Genomic DNA, 14,117 nt, shown 5'->3' on the forward strand with positions numbered 1-14,117 from the left:
TAGGTTGCAAGCATTTTGCTGGAATGATCAACAACTGCAACAAGCGGTTCACGGACAACGACTTAATGCCGAAGCAGGGCGGAGAACCTTTGACAAGGTCGGTACCGACTCGCGTGCAGTTGATGCGCAGAGCTTGTTTGTTGCTATTTGTGGCGAACGATTCGATGCCCACCAATTTTTGCAGCAAGTCGTTAGTGCTGGTGTTGCTGTCCTATTGATTTCTAATCAGCAGGCATGGGCGGACATCGCTGATTCGATTGAACTCATACAGCAGCCGGCGGTGATTTTGGTTAAAGATACTCGTATTGCACTGGCGGATTTCGCACGTTGGCATCGTCAACAGATGCCATTGAAAAAACTGATTGCCGTCACCGGCAGTAACGGCAAGACTACCACCAAAACTATGCTGGCGCAGGTGTTTGCCGAAGCCGGACAAACTTTAGCTACGGAAGGCAACTTAAATAACGATTTTGGTGTGCCGCGCACATTATTGAAGATTCGTCCGGAAGATGAGTACGCGATTATCGAGATGGGCGCAAACCATCCGGAAGAAATTCGTTATTTGACCAATATTGCCGAGCCGGATATTACTTTAATTACAAATGTCGCTGGTGCGCATTTGGAAGGGTTTGGGTCGCTACAAGGCGTGGTTGAAACCAAAGGCGAGATTATCGAGGGACTTAATCCGCAAACCGGTGTAGCGATTTTTAATGCCGATATGCCGGGTTTGGATTTCTGGTTACAGCGCTCCAAAGAAATCGGTTTACAGAGCGTTAAGCTGTTTGCCAAAAAGGCCGAACAGACCTCGCCAGAGAATGACTATGAAATGGTCTACTTTGCTGATGTAAACACACAAAATGGCGGTATTGACTTTAGCTTACAGGTCAATCAATTAGAACCGGTGCAAGTGACTATGCCGATTCTCGGTGAACATAATGCGATGAATGCTGCGGCAGTGTGTCAGGTAGCTTTGTCGGCCGGTTTGCCAATGCCGCAAATCGTCAAAGCTCTAGCGCAATTTTCCGGAGTGCCGGGACGTTTGCAACAGAGCAAAATTCGCTGCGGTTTATTGTTGGATGACAGCTATAATGCCAACCCTGAATCGGTCAAAGCCGGCTTGGCGGCGGTTGCGGCTTTGCCGGGTTGTTCGATAGCTTGTCTCGGTGCGATGGCCGAACTTGGCAAATTTACCGAAAGCGGTCACGCCGATGTTGCCAAATTTGCCGCACAAGTAGGCGTTGATGCCTTATTGGTATATGGCGAAGCGGCGCAGCAGATGCCGAAAATTTATCAACACGAATTACAGACAAATGCAGCTTTGCGAGAACAACAAAGCTCGGCGTTTGCCGAACATGATCAATTAAATCAACAGCTCGACCAACTTCTCCAACAATGGTCGGGTCAACAATGTGAGCAAATCAATGTTTTGGTGAAAGGCTCACGCAGTAGCGAAATGGAGCGAGTCGCACAATTCCTGAGAGAGAATTGGGCGGAATAGCCAAATAATAATGACAAAAAGTTGAGTTTAGGATGCTTATTTATTTAACCGAATATCTGCAGCAATACATCTCCGGGTTTGCGGTATTTAGCTATATCACCATGCGTACGATTATGAGTGTGCTAACCGCATTGCTGTTGTCCTTTTTGATTGGCCCGGCAATGATTCGTTGGTTGACGCGTTTAAAATGCGGGCAAGCGATTCGTAGCGACGGCCCGCAAACGCATTTGGCTAAACGTGGAACGCCGACGATGGGTGGAACCATGATTCTGTTCTCGGTGGCGGTAGCGGTCATATTGTGGGGTGATTTAACCAATCACTATCTGTTGATTATTACCTTAACGATGCTGGGTTTTGGAGCAATCGGTTTCTGGGACGACTACAAGAAAGTCGTTTATCGTGATCCGAATGGCATGAGCGCACGCATGAAACTGTTTTTGCAGTCGTTAATCGGTTTTATTGCGGCCTATTCGCTGTTTGCGTTAGCGACGGTTCCGGCGGAAACTGATTTGCTGATTCCGTATATGAAAGACACGGTGATTCATCTTGGCGCTTGGACAATTCTGCTCAGTTATTTTGTGATTGTCGGCACTTCTAACGCGGTTAATTTAACCGATGGTCTGGATGGTCTGGCAATTATGCCGACGGTCATGATTTCCGGTGCACTCGGCGTGTTTGCTTATCTTTCCGGTAATGCCGTGTTTTCTGATTATCTGAATATTCCGTATATTCCGGGCGCCAGTGAAGTGACGATTTTCGCTGCTGCCCTGGCCGGTGCCGGCTTAGGCTTTCTCTGGTTTAATGCGCATCCGGCACAGGTCTTTATGGGCGATGTCGGCTCTCTGGCGATTGGGGCATCATTAGGCGTAATGGCAATTGCCGTTAAACAAGAGCTGATTTTGGTGATTATGGGCGGGGTGTTTGTCGCCGAGACCATTTCGGTCATTTTGCAAGTCGGTTCTTATAAGCTTCGTAAAAAACGTATTTTCCTGATGGCGCCTTTGCACCATCATTTTGAACAGAAGGGGTGGCACGAATCACAGGTGATCGTGCGTTTCTGGATTATCACCATTATTTTGGTATTGATCGGTCTGGCGTCGTTGAAGTTGCGTTAATAAAGAATTGAATAGGAAGTCAGAGAATATGGTTTTAGTTGCCGGTTTAGGTATCACTGGACAATCGGTTTTGCGTTTCTTGCAGGCTCAGCAAGAGAGTTGTTTCGCCTTTGATACGCGTAGCGATTTTGATTGTAATGCGCTACAGAGCCAATTCCCGCAGGTTAGTTTTGCGACCGGCGAAATTCCAAAACCGTGGCTCAAGCAGATTACAACTCTTGTCCTCAGTCCGGGAATTGATCAACGAGAAGCTTGGGTGCAAGACTTGCATAAGCAAGGGGTTGAAGTTATCGGTGATATTGAGCTGTTTGCACGTGCGGTTGGTGTGCCGGTAGTGGCGATTACCGGTTCGAATGGTAAAAGTACCGTGACCACCTTGATTGGCGAAGCTTTGAAAACCGCCGGCTATGAGGTGGCGATTGCCGGTAATATCGGTTTGCCGGCATTAGATGCGTTATTGGATGAAAAAGAGTATGAAGTTTTTGTTTTAGAGCTATCCAGTTTCCAATTGGAGACCACTTATTCGCTGCATAGTATTTCGGCAACGGTGTTGAATATCAGTGAAGACCATATGGATCGCTATGACGACTTGGCTGCTTACACTCAAGCAAAATGCAAGGTATTTGATGATACCGAATTGGCCGTGTTGCCGACTGACTTATCAATTCCGGGCATCGTAGCCAATCGACAAATTCATTTCGGTATTGAACCGCCACAAAGCGAAAGTGATTACGGTTTGATGGAAAGAGAAGGTCAAGTGTATCTGGCAAAGGGTTCTGACCCCTTAGTGAATTGCGGGCAGATGATGTTGCAAGGTGCGCATCATCAGTTAAATGCGTTGGCAATGATGGCGTTATGCGAACCTTTTGAAATTTCTAAGCAGGTTTTCTCGCAAGTGTTGACCAATTTCGCCGGTTTACCGCATCGCACCCAACTGGTCACCGAAGTGAATGGTGTGCAGTGGATTAATGATTCCAAAGGCACCAATGTTGGAGCAACGTTGACTGCATTGCAGACCTTTGGTCCACAAATTGACGGCAAGGTGGTGTTGTTAGCCGGTGGTGTCAGTAAAGATGCCGATTTCTCGCCGTTGTTGCCAAGTGTGCAGGCGTTTTGTTCAGCAACGATTCTCTTTGGTCGTGATCGCGATATGTTGGCGAAAGCGCTTGGAGATAGCACTAGAGTCTGTCTGGTTGAAACACTCGCAGAAGCAGTGGCTTTGGCTGCAAGCATGGTTAATCGCGGTGACAGTGTTTTGTTCTCACCGGCTTGTGCCAGTTTCGACCAATTTAAGAACTACGAAGAACGTGGTGAAGTCTTTAAAGAGATTGTGCAGCAACAGTTTGCTCCTGTCAGTCATTCGACGGCGGCGCAATAGAGTATTCAGTTACAGACGATAATGAATCGTTAAGTGATAGGTAGGTTTTAGGCATGTCGGTAATCAAAGCAACTATGGAAACTTCGACAGCTCAGCCGCAAGCAACGCTTGATTATGGCTTGATTGGCTTGCTGTTCGGGGTGATGTTCGTCGGTTTGGTAATGCTGTTTTCTGCATCGGTCAGCTATGCAGAAATGAAATTCGGTAACGAATTTTTTTATCTGATTCGCCAATCGATTGCCATCGTGGTCGGTTTGATCGCTGCCTATGTGGTTTATCAAGTGCCGCTGTCGTTATGGATTCGTAAACGTGGCTATCTGTTATTGTTCAGTTTAGTGTTGCTGGCTTTGGTTTTAGTGGTCGGCAATGAAGTTAATGGTTCCAAGCGCTGGCTGCCTTTAGGTATTTTTAACTTCCAACCGTCGGAACTGATGAAATTTACTGCCATTGTCTTTATGGCGGCGTTTTTAACGATTCATAAAAACGAAGTCGATCAAAGCATCGGCGCGACCATGCGTCTGTCATTACCCTTCGGAATTATGGCCGGTTTGCTGTATATGGAACCGGATTTCGGCAGTATCTTCGTGGTGGCGATGATTCTGGCAGGCATGCTGTTAATCTCCGGGGCGCCGCTGAAAATTTTCGTGATTGTCCTTTTGCCGTTAGCTGGAGTTCTGGCAACGTTCTTAGTTCAAGATCATTATCGAATTGAACGCTTAACCAACTTCTTCGAACCGTGGCAAGATCCGTTCGGGGTCGGTTATCAATTGATTCAAGCGTTGATTGCGCAAGGCTCCGGCGGCTGGACGGGTGTCGGCCTTGGCGAAAGTGTCCAGAAGATGTTGTATCTGCCGGATGCGCATACTGATTTTATTATTTCCATTTTTGCCGAAGAGTTCGGTTTTATCGGCATTCTGTTACTGCTGACCACTTATATGGCAATTATCTATAAGTTGTTCCGTATCGCCGATCAAGCTAAGCGTGCTAATTATCAGTTCGGCGCGTTGTTTGTGTATGGCGTCAGTTTCTGGATGGTGTTGCAGATTTTTATTAATGTCGGTTCTAATTTCGGTTTGATGCCAACTAAGGGATTAACCTTGCCGCTGTTCAGCTACGGCGGTTCCAGTATGATTCTGTTTCTGATGGCGTTTGCGGTGGTGTTGAAAATCGAGCATGTGTCTCGCTTCTATCCCAACCCGAAAAACAGTGATGATTACGATAGCGAGCACGATTTCGAGATGGAAATTGAAGCACAGGAGAAGCCTGAAAAATCAACGCCTAAGAAAACCCGCAAAGTCGTGTCTAAAACGGACAAAACGAATAGCCGCCGTAAAAATACACGAGCGACAAAAACCGTCAGCAGCAATCAACAAAATAATGCTTGGAGACAGGCTAAGAAGCCTTCTCGTTTAGGTCGGTTCGGCGTTAAGTTTGGTAAGAAAAAATGAATCAACACGCGAAAAAAGTTTTGATTATGGCTGGTGGTACCGGCGGTCATGTTTTTCCGGGAATAGCGATTGCTAAAGAGTTGGCAAAGCAAACGTTGGATGGCCTGCCGGTACAAACGCATTGGCTTGGTACCGTCGGCGGTATGGAAAAGAACTGGGTTGAGCAGGCACAAATTCCGTTTTCGGAAATCAAAATCCGTGGCTTGCGTGGTAATGGCTTATTGGGTTGGTTAAAAGCGCCGTTGAATGTTTGGCGCGCTTATCGCCAAGCGAAAGCGATTATGCAAGACGTTCAGCCGGATTTGGTGCTTGGGATGGGCGGCTTTGTTTGCGGGCCGGGCGGTCTGGCGGCGAAAAGCTTAAAAATTCCGCTGGTGATTCATGAGCAGAATGCCATTCCGGGATTGACCAACCGTCTGTTATCAAAAAAAGCCAATTTGGTAATGCAGGCATTTCCGACTATTGAAAATAGTCCGCAAACTTTTCCGGCAACGGCCAACTGTCAACTGTTTGGTAATCCTGTCCGCGAAGGGCTAGAACAAATTGCAACCCTTGCCGAAGACGCGCCTTGTCGCTTATTGGTCTTAGGCGGCAGTCGTGGTGCGCAAGCGCTGAATTTAACGGTGCCGAAAGCCTTGGCGATATTACAAAATGAATTCGATTTTGAAGTGGTTCATCAGACCGGCGAGAAGACGTTGCAAGAAGCCCAGCAGGCTTATCAGCAAGCTGGCGTACAAGGCCAGATTGTTCCGTTTATTGATGATATGCAGTCAGCTTATGAGAATGCCAGTATGATGATTTGTCGCTCCGGCGCTTTGACGGTTTCTGAGGTTATGGCAGCGGCGCGTCCGGCGATAATGGTGCCTTATCCGCACGCGGTAGACGATCATCAAACCGCGAATGCCCAAGCGCTAGTCGAAATTGGCGGTGGTGAAATTATCCAGCAAAGTGACTTAGATGCAGAAGGTTTAGCAAATGCGTTAAGAAAATGGTGCCAAGGCAATCGTCGCGCACAAGCATCGCAAAGTATTCGTCAGCAAGCCGCTACGCAGGCGCGTGAGAAAATCACAGCGCAACTACTAAAGATGTTACAGAATTAAAAAGGTTGAGTTTTCAATGAAAGGCTTACAGGGAAAACGGGTTCTGATTACCGGCGCGTCCAGTGGAATTGGTGCCGGCATGGCAAAAGTCTTGGCCGGTTACGGTTGTAAATTAGTACTGCATTACAATGCTAATCAAGCCGGTATTGAACAGACTTTGCAAACCGTTACCGACCTTGGTGCTAAAGCGAAAGTGGTGCGTTGTGATTTCGCGGACTTGGATTCGCTAGAGGTGTTTTTCGAAGAAGCATGGCAACAGTTCGGCGCTTTGGATGCACTGGTCAATAATGCCGGTATTGTCACCAAATCAACTGCTTTAAAAGATTCCGGTGCGCGCCAATTTAATAGAACCTTGGCGATTAATCTACAAGCCCCTTATCTACTAAGTACCGCTTTTGCAAAACACTGCATCGCAGCTAAACAGGGTGGTCGCATTGTTAATAATTCCAGTATTCATGGTCAGGCTACCTGTGAATGGTTTTCTGCCTATGCGGCATCTAAAGCCGGTTTGGATGCAATTTCTAAAGTGCAAGCGGTTGAATGGGGACAGCACGGTATTAATGTCAATGTTTTGGCACCGGGTGTGGTGCCGGTTGAACGCACCAATCATATTTTGCATAAGCCGGAAATGGCCGAAAAATGGACTAGCGCGATGCCGACCGGACGTTATGGAACGGTTGAAGAAATGGGCGAGGCAACCGCTTATCTGATTTCCGATTTGACAGCATGGATGACTGGGCAGGTAATTACCATTGACGGTGGACTGATCGCACGCGGTAACTATCCAAGGCGTTAGTTCAGGAAACGCAGAACAAGTCCAAATGATTTCAGGCAGAAAGCAGAAATATAGGTAAAAGATATAGAGAATATAAATGCGGCGAATAAGCCGTTTTTTTATGCCGTTTTATTACGTCGATAGAGCAAAAGAATTGAGCTATTTATTCTAATAAAATGAATTTTTTCTAAATGGTCTAGGTTTTGCTTAATGACGTTTAATCCTTATTAAAATGGCAAATTCCTATGAAACAGTGGTTAAAAAATCGTAGCCTGCGTCAAAAAATGCGTTTCGGTTTTGGCGTCATTTGGTTCGCCTTAGCGGTTATCACTATCCAAGCGGCGGTTAATTTATGGATTGTTCGCTCTAATGTCGTTGATTTGGTGAGTGAGACGCAGCCAGTAGAAAATGCAACGCAGGAAATTGCTCTCCAGTTGGAGCATAGTATCGCTTTGTTAAACAGTTATGTTTTGACAGGGAGTTTGAATGATCTAAAAGCGTATTTGCAACAGACAGAGCAGAACAGTCTTAAGCTACAGCAGTTAAAAGCGCTTTTAAGTCATAATCCTCGGGCAGATATGTACCAGCCTTTTGTCGATAATATTGAGCAGCAGTTGCAAAAGCTACCGCCACTGATTTTGCAGATTCAGAAAATGCAAAGTTCGATGAGTGCAAAGTATCCCGCTTTTGCCTATGCAGAAACACATCTATCGCCGCTAAGTCGCCAAATTCAGCAGTCGATTTTGTTGATGCGCAATTCCGAGATGGAAGTGATTGACGCCAGTCGTGCGCAGACGTTGAGTTCGGTCATTGAGATGGAGGCGGCATGGCTAAATGTCGTCAGCAATTTTCGCGGTTATCTTGCTTTCCGCAGTGATGCGATGTCGAGTCAGGTTGACGGTTATCTTAAGCAATTCTCTGATGTTCTAGAGCGTTTGCAAGCTTATGGTCAGCAGAATGCCGGTAGTCTGACGCTGGAAGAAGAAATTTCGCTTGAGCAGATTGAGCAAGCCTATGCCGATTATTTGCAGAACTATCTATCGGTGAAGATGATTCATCAGGGCGAGCAGTGGCGTCAAGATTTGGTCATTATGGATCAGCAAATTGCGCCCATTTACGCGCAATTGCAGAATAGTTTCCAGTCGATGAAAGATTTGGCACAGAACTATTCTCTGCAATCCGGTGAGTCGATTGCGAATGCCAGTTTTTGGAATCTTGTTCTGCTGTTGTTCTTATCCGTCACGGGACAGCTCTTTGGTATGATCATTTCACGTCAAGTTACTGAAGCGGTAGTTGAACCGGTAGCGCAGATTTCCGGTGCAATGGAAGCGATTGCTAAAGGCTCCGGTGATTTGACTCAGCGTCTTCCGATTCAAAGCAAAGATGAAATCGGTGATTTGGCATTGCACTTCAATCAGTTTATTACCCGAGTACAGAAACTGCTTTTGCAAATCAGCAAAACCCTGCACGAGCTAGAAAGCTCCTCTGAACATCTACAGCAGATTACCGAGTCGATGAATAGCGGTGTGCAACAGCAGATGAAAGCGACGTCCGGCTTGAGTCAATCGATGTTAGAAATGACTGGTCAAGCGCAAAGTGTCGAAGATCATTCCAGCAATACGACCCGCGCTACCCAGCAAGTAGCTGAACGTGTTCAAGAAGGTGGGGCTACGGTGATGCAGACTGCGCAAGAAATGCAGGCGCTGTCGGAAAATATGCAGGAGATGATTAACTCGGTTATGGCGCTACGAGAAGATGGTAAATCCATCGCAACGGTAGTTAATGTCATTGAAGAAATTGCTGAGCAGACAAATTTATTGGCGTTGAACGCGGCGATTGAAGCGGCCCGAGCCGGTGAACACGGCAGAGGCTTCGCTGTGGTAGCCGACCAAGTTCGTTCTTTGGCAAAACGTACTCAAGATTCAACCAGTGAAATTGAACGAATTATCGATAAGATTATTCAGGCTACCGAAACCACGGTAAGAGTGGTTAATAAAGGTCAAAAGTCAGCCCAAAGTTCGATGCGAAGTGTTAATCAGTCGCGCGATACTTTGCAGCCGGTAACGATTCTGATGCAGGACATTAGCCTGATGTCGGATCATATGCTAAAAGCTGCACATGCGCAGACTGAGCTGGCTCGCGAAATTAATAGTAATATCTCTGATATTCATCAGGTTTCAGAAGGATCTTTGTCTGGCGCTAAGCTGACTAGGCAGGCAGGTGAAAATTTATTACATCTAGCGAAGCATTTAGAGCAGATGGTTGGGCAGTTTAAAATTTAGCGAAATCTGTTTCACAATTTTATGAATTGTTAAGCGCAAAGGCTCAGGCTTTTGCGCTTTTTTGGTATTATGCCCGATAACTTTTTGAAGCTTTAGTGGATGCAGCTATCTATGTGGACTTACCCAGAAATTGATCCGGTTGCGATGGCGCTCGGCCCTCTGCAAATTCATTGGTACGGTTTAATGTATTTAATCGCTTTTGTCGGCGGTTGGGCACTTGGTGTTTATCGCGCGAAAAGCCGTGAACCTTGGAACTCGGAAATGGTCGGCGACCTGCTGTTTTATGTTGCACTCGGCGTGATTGCCGGCGGGCGCATCGGCTATATCCTGTTTTATGATTTGGCACATTACATTGAGCAGCCACTGGATGTATTTAAAGTCTGGCAGGGTGGCATGTCGTTCCACGGCGGTCTGCTTGGGGTAACGGTGGCGTTGATTTTGTTTGCTCGAAAAACCAATCAAAGCCTGTTACAAGTCGGTGACTTTGTCGCGCCTCTAGTGCCAATTGGCTTATTGACCGGACGTATCGGCAATTTCATCAATGGTGAGCTATGGGGTAAAGTCACCGATTCGCCTTTAGGTATGGCGGTGTATGATCCTAATTTGCAAGCCACGGTAACCAAATACCCAACCCAACTTTTAGAAGCGCTGTTGGAAGGCTTGGTACTGCTGATTATATTGCTGTGGTACGCGCGCAAACCGCGCCCGGCAGGCAGTGTCGCCGGACTGTTTTTAGTTGGTTACGGAACCTTCCGCTTCTTTGTCGAATTCTTCCGCGTACCGGATCAACAACTCGGCTACCTACTATTTGATTGGGTCACCATGGGGCAGATTCTATCAACACCGATGATACTTATTGGATTGGGGTTAATTTGGTGGGCTTACCGAAGAAATAAAACAGCCTAAATTTTAGAGCCGGTCAAGAAATGGCAGAGCCAGGAAATGCAGAATTAGAGTTGGTCAAAAGGACTGATGACACCTTGACCACCCTGATTTAACACATGGGTATAAATCATCGTGGTTTGCACATTTGCATGGCCTAGCAAAGCCTGAATAGTGCGAATATCCGTACCTGTTTGCAACAGATGGGTGGCGAAGGAGTGTCGAAAGGTATGTGCGCTGACTTTCTTGGTTATTCCGCACTGTTTGACCGCCCGTTTTATGGCCTTGTTAATAACCGACTGGTCAATATGATGGCGGCGCATCTGGTTTGAGCGCGGATCAATCGCCAAATGGCGGCTAGGAAAAACATACTGCCAACTTAATTCACGATCCGCATTTGGATATTTCTTAGCCAGCGCATAAGGCAAATACACTGAACCCAAGCCTTGGTTTAAATCCTGTTGATGCAAAGTTTTAACCTTATTTAATTGCATTTCTAACAGGGGAATTAAAGTGTTTGCTAAAGGCGTAACCCGATCCTTTTTGCCCTTACCGTCGCGAACGGTAATTTGTTTAAAGCCAAAATCAATATCCTGCACCCGCAAACGAACTGCCTCGGTAATACGCAAACCACCGGCATAAAGTAACTTTGTAACCAATCCAGCCGTGCCCTCCATGACCGACAACACCTGCGCCACTTCTTCTTTGGTTAACACCACGGGAATACGCGGCGCTTTATGAGAACGACTGGCTTTTACCGCAGAAAAAGGCGCTTGCAATACTTTGCTGTAACAATACACCAACGCATTCAACGCCTGATTTTGCGTAGAAGGCGCAACATTCTGCTCAACCGCCAAATGCGTCAAAAATTGCTCTACTTTAGCCGCCGAATCTTGCAACATCGCGTCACGGCCCTCAAAGTGATAAAACTTCACAAACCGTTTAACCCAATCACAATAACTGTTCTCGGTCGAAAACGCATAGCCTTCGCGCCGTAATTGCATCCGCATCTCATCCAAAATCGACGATTTTTTTGCTGTAATAGGCATAACTAAAAAACCTCTAGCTGCAACAGGGTTTAATAGATAATATAGTGTAACAGGGCAAAATAACAGGTTTTAGTAATACCTATTGCAAAACTGCCTGATTTTGAGTTCAATAGGTCGTATTAAGGCAATAGTGCCCTGTACTAATTGTTACGAGCGACCGCAAGCGGTCACTCGTAACGGGGTGGCGCTAATAGATTCCATTGCCATGACTCGCTTGCGCTCCTCATAACAATGCAATCAACCAGACGTGTTTCACACCCAAAAAATTAAAATTTTTCGCGCGCGAAGCCACGCAGGTTATCGCCACCCCGTTATACCCCATTACAGCGTCGAGCAATTGTTTAGATTACGGCAAAGCGCAACCGGGAACGCAGCGCCTCCCAATGGCATCCAATGGGGAAGAATCCGCAACCATGAGCTCTTAACCGATGTTGTACCCAGATCAATCGACCACTGACACCACCAGCGATGCCGAGTTGGCCCAACGAATGTCTGCTGGCGATACCGTCGCCCTGGCGCGGGTGATGCGCCGCTACAATCAATCGCTGTATCGCGCCGCACGCAGCATCCTGAAGAACGAACAGGATGCTGAAGAGGCCGTGCAAGACGCCTATCTGAAAGGCTATCGCAACATCGGTCAGTTTCATGGTCAAGCCAAACTATCCACCTGGCTGACCCGGATCGTCATCAATGAAGCCCTGGCGCGCCAGCGCAAACATCGACGCCGAGCGGCGATCATCCCCATTGATGCGGATGCCGCTGTGGATTCACCCACTGCCGAGGACTCCCCCATGCCAAAAGTGACCTCAGCCAGCCCGGAACGGGACGCTGAGCGCGCCGAAGTCCGTCGTCTGATAGAACGAAATATCGACAAACTGCCTGATGCCTTTCGTTGCGTGTTTGTACTGCGGGCACTCGAAGAAATGACCGTTGAAGAAACCGCTAGCTGCCTGGGCATAGCTGAAGCCACCGTGCGATCCCGTTATTTTCGCGCCCGGGGCCTGATGCGCGAGGCTATTGCGCGTGAAATTGACCTCAATCACGAAGATGCCTTCAGTTTTGCCGGTACGCGCTGCGACCGCATCGTCGCCGGTGTTATGGCGCGACTGGCGGGGGAGGTAAACAACGCCCCTGCCGGGTCATGAATCCCCGGATCCGGGAGCGTAGGGCGGTTGGCGGGATCCGATTGAATGGAATCTGAGCCAAGCTGACTTACACAAATTCAATCACCGGGGATTCGCCCATGCGCCAATTTATTGCCTTTGCCGGATTTCTGACCCTCGCACTCTCCGCCCAGGCTTCTGACCTAGATGCAGGCAGACAGAAAGCGACCAGCTGCGCTGGTTGTCATGGTGTCGCAGGCATCAGCAATAACCCTGCCTGGCCCAACCTGGCCGGACAAAAAGAGCAGTACCTGCAAATCCAGCTACTCGCATTTCGGGACGGCTTACGCAGCAACCCGATAATGAATGGCATGGCCAAAACCCTGACCGATGCGGACATCGATAATCTCGCAGCGTACTTTGCCAGCTTGAAGCGCGAATAGTGCCCTTGCCCAAGGTTGGAAGCCGGACGACCACCACAGCACCCTACGGCTAAGGCGACGTGACCTTTCAGGCCACGGGTGGAGAGGCCGGCATCCCCAGCGCCCATCAGTATCTGCCAATTACCGCAGTGGTACGCGACCTCTGGCGAGGTCATTCGCCGTACCTGCGAACCTGAGTAGCCGGTCACAACGCGTCTGCACCCTTTCGGGAACGCGGCAGGCGCTCGTGTCATCTCATGGTTAGAGCCTTGCTCTGCATTGAGATACTACTTTCTGTTCAGATCCTTAGGAGGGATACCATGACAACCCAAACGCATTCCACACACTCAACCCGTCGTTCCCGTTCGCTGGCCGACACCATGGGCATTGCTCTGATCGTGACTTTGTCCACCGCGATGAGCGGTTGCGCCAGCGCCCATGATGGCGAGCACCATCAAGCCAGCACCACACAACACTCAACACCCATGAACATGTTTGGCGGTGTGTCTTACCAGGGTGAACCAGCCCTGGCGGTAACGGCGGCGTTGGTAAAAGCCGGTGGCGGCAGTGAAAACTTCAGCTTTGCGACAGCGCTGGTATCCATGCTTGGTGAGGAAGCCGTCAACGCTGAAGTTGCAAAATTGACCCAGCAATATGGTGAAGCAGAGGTCAGCACTTTCATTGGCGGAATGGATTTGGCCATCAATCTCGGCCTCAAACACGCTACTCAAGCCGGTGTCAGCCTGCCCGAACCCGCCCCGCTAAGCGGTGTGGAACTGGCCAAAACCCTAGTCACTGCTGGCACTACACCCGATGGCACCTTCTGGAGCGGCCACCTCTTCGACAAGGCGGTTTCCCACAAGATTCATAACCAGGTGATGGAGGATATCAATAACAGTGCAGGTTACGAAACGGATCTGATAACCCACAAGATTCTCAACCAGGCGATGTATGACGTGGCGCAGACGTTGGGCATGAACCACGTAAAATTGGCTAGCTTGCATTAAGCACAGCGTTACGCGGCCATGAGATTTACACGCACAGGGCCGCGAGCCCCGATTAACA

At 48.1% G+C, this 14,117-nt stretch carries 12 protein-coding genes; 11 read left to right on the plus strand and 1 reads right to left on the minus strand.

From position 1 onward, the window contains the following. Positions 1-4: 4 nt before the first annotated feature. From J3998_RS06465 to lgt, 8 genes are all read left to right on the plus strand, one after another. On the plus strand, positions 5-1,498 hold the full coding sequence (locus tag J3998_RS06465) for a UDP-N-acetylmuramoyl-tripeptide--D-alanyl-D-alanine ligase (RefSeq protein ID WP_208148850.1): 1,494 nt from the start codon (positions 5-7) through the stop codon (positions 1,496-1,498). A 32-nt stretch (positions 1,499-1,530) separates the two neighbouring features. Further along, positions 1,531-2,613, plus strand: a complete 1,083-nt coding sequence (gene mraY / locus J3998_RS06470; protein ID WP_208148852.1) for a phospho-N-acetylmuramoyl-pentapeptide-transferase — start codon at positions 1,531-1,533, stop codon at positions 2,611-2,613. A 28-nt stretch (positions 2,614-2,641) separates the two neighbouring features. Beyond that, positions 2,642-3,991, plus strand: coding sequence for a UDP-N-acetylmuramoyl-L-alanine--D-glutamate ligase (murD, locus tag J3998_RS06475; RefSeq protein WP_208148854.1), 1,350 nt, complete (start codon positions 2,642-2,644; stop codon positions 3,989-3,991). A gap of 53 nt (positions 3,992-4,044) precedes the next feature. After that, positions 4,045-5,439, plus strand: coding sequence for a putative lipid II flippase FtsW (gene ftsW, locus J3998_RS06480; protein WP_243750630.1), 1,395 nt, complete (start codon positions 4,045-4,047; stop codon positions 5,437-5,439). After that, positions 5,436-6,539: an undecaprenyldiphospho-muramoylpentapeptide beta-N-acetylglucosaminyltransferase gene (murG, locus tag J3998_RS06485; RefSeq protein WP_208148856.1), complete on the plus strand. Its 1,104-nt coding sequence runs from the start codon at positions 5,436-5,438 to the stop codon at positions 6,537-6,539. Before ftsW ends, murG begins: the two co-directional genes overlap by 4 nt. A gap of 16 nt (positions 6,540-6,555) precedes the next feature. Further along, positions 6,556-7,335 carry an SDR family NAD(P)-dependent oxidoreductase gene (locus J3998_RS06490; RefSeq protein ID WP_208148858.1) on the plus strand — a complete coding sequence of 260 codons (780 nt, stop codon included), beginning with the start codon at positions 6,556-6,558 and terminating at the stop codon, positions 7,333-7,335. 224 nt (positions 7,336-7,559) lie between these two features. After that, the gene (locus tag J3998_RS06495; RefSeq protein WP_208148860.1) at positions 7,560-9,596 is read left to right on the plus strand and encodes a methyl-accepting chemotaxis protein; all 2,037 of its coding nucleotides are present in this window, start codon (positions 7,560-7,562) and stop codon (positions 9,594-9,596) included. A gap of 111 nt (positions 9,597-9,707) precedes the next feature. Further along, on the plus strand, positions 9,708-10,502 hold the full coding sequence (lgt, locus tag J3998_RS06500) for a prolipoprotein diacylglyceryl transferase (RefSeq protein WP_208148978.1): 795 nt from the start codon (positions 9,708-9,710) through the stop codon (positions 10,500-10,502). Positions 10,503-10,546: 44 nt separating this feature from the next. On the opposite strand, the gene J3998_RS06505 is transcribed toward lgt, so the two are convergent. Then, positions 10,547-11,527 (minus strand): integron integrase, encoded by a 981-nt coding sequence (locus J3998_RS06505; RefSeq protein WP_208148862.1) that lies wholly within the window; start codon positions 11,525-11,527, stop codon positions 10,547-10,549. Positions 11,528-11,955: 428 nt separating this feature from the next. Between J3998_RS06505 and J3998_RS06510 the strand changes: the two genes are divergently transcribed. The 3 genes from J3998_RS06510 (at position 11,956) to J3998_RS06520 (ending at position 14,059) form a co-directional block, all read left to right on the plus strand. Next, the gene (locus tag J3998_RS06510) at positions 11,956-12,672 is read left to right on the plus strand and encodes an RNA polymerase sigma factor (protein WP_208148864.1); all 717 of its coding nucleotides are present in this window, start codon (positions 11,956-11,958) and stop codon (positions 12,670-12,672) included. 98 nt (positions 12,673-12,770) lie between these two features. Further along, a complete protein-coding gene (locus tag J3998_RS06515) occupies positions 12,771-13,073 on the plus strand; it encodes a c-type cytochrome (RefSeq protein ID WP_208148866.1) in 303 nt (100 codons plus the stop codon). Between the two features lie 299 nt (positions 13,074-13,372). Beyond that, the gene (locus J3998_RS06520) at positions 13,373-14,059 is read left to right on the plus strand and encodes a hypothetical protein (RefSeq protein ID WP_208148868.1); all 687 of its coding nucleotides are present in this window, start codon (positions 13,373-13,375) and stop codon (positions 14,057-14,059) included. Positions 14,060-14,117: the final 58 nt, after the last annotated feature.

Source organism: Thiomicrorhabdus marina, assembly GCF_017571465.1.
GTDB classification, from domain to species: domain Bacteria; phylum Pseudomonadota; class Gammaproteobacteria; order Thiomicrospirales; family Thiomicrospiraceae; genus Thiomicrorhabdus; species Thiomicrorhabdus marina.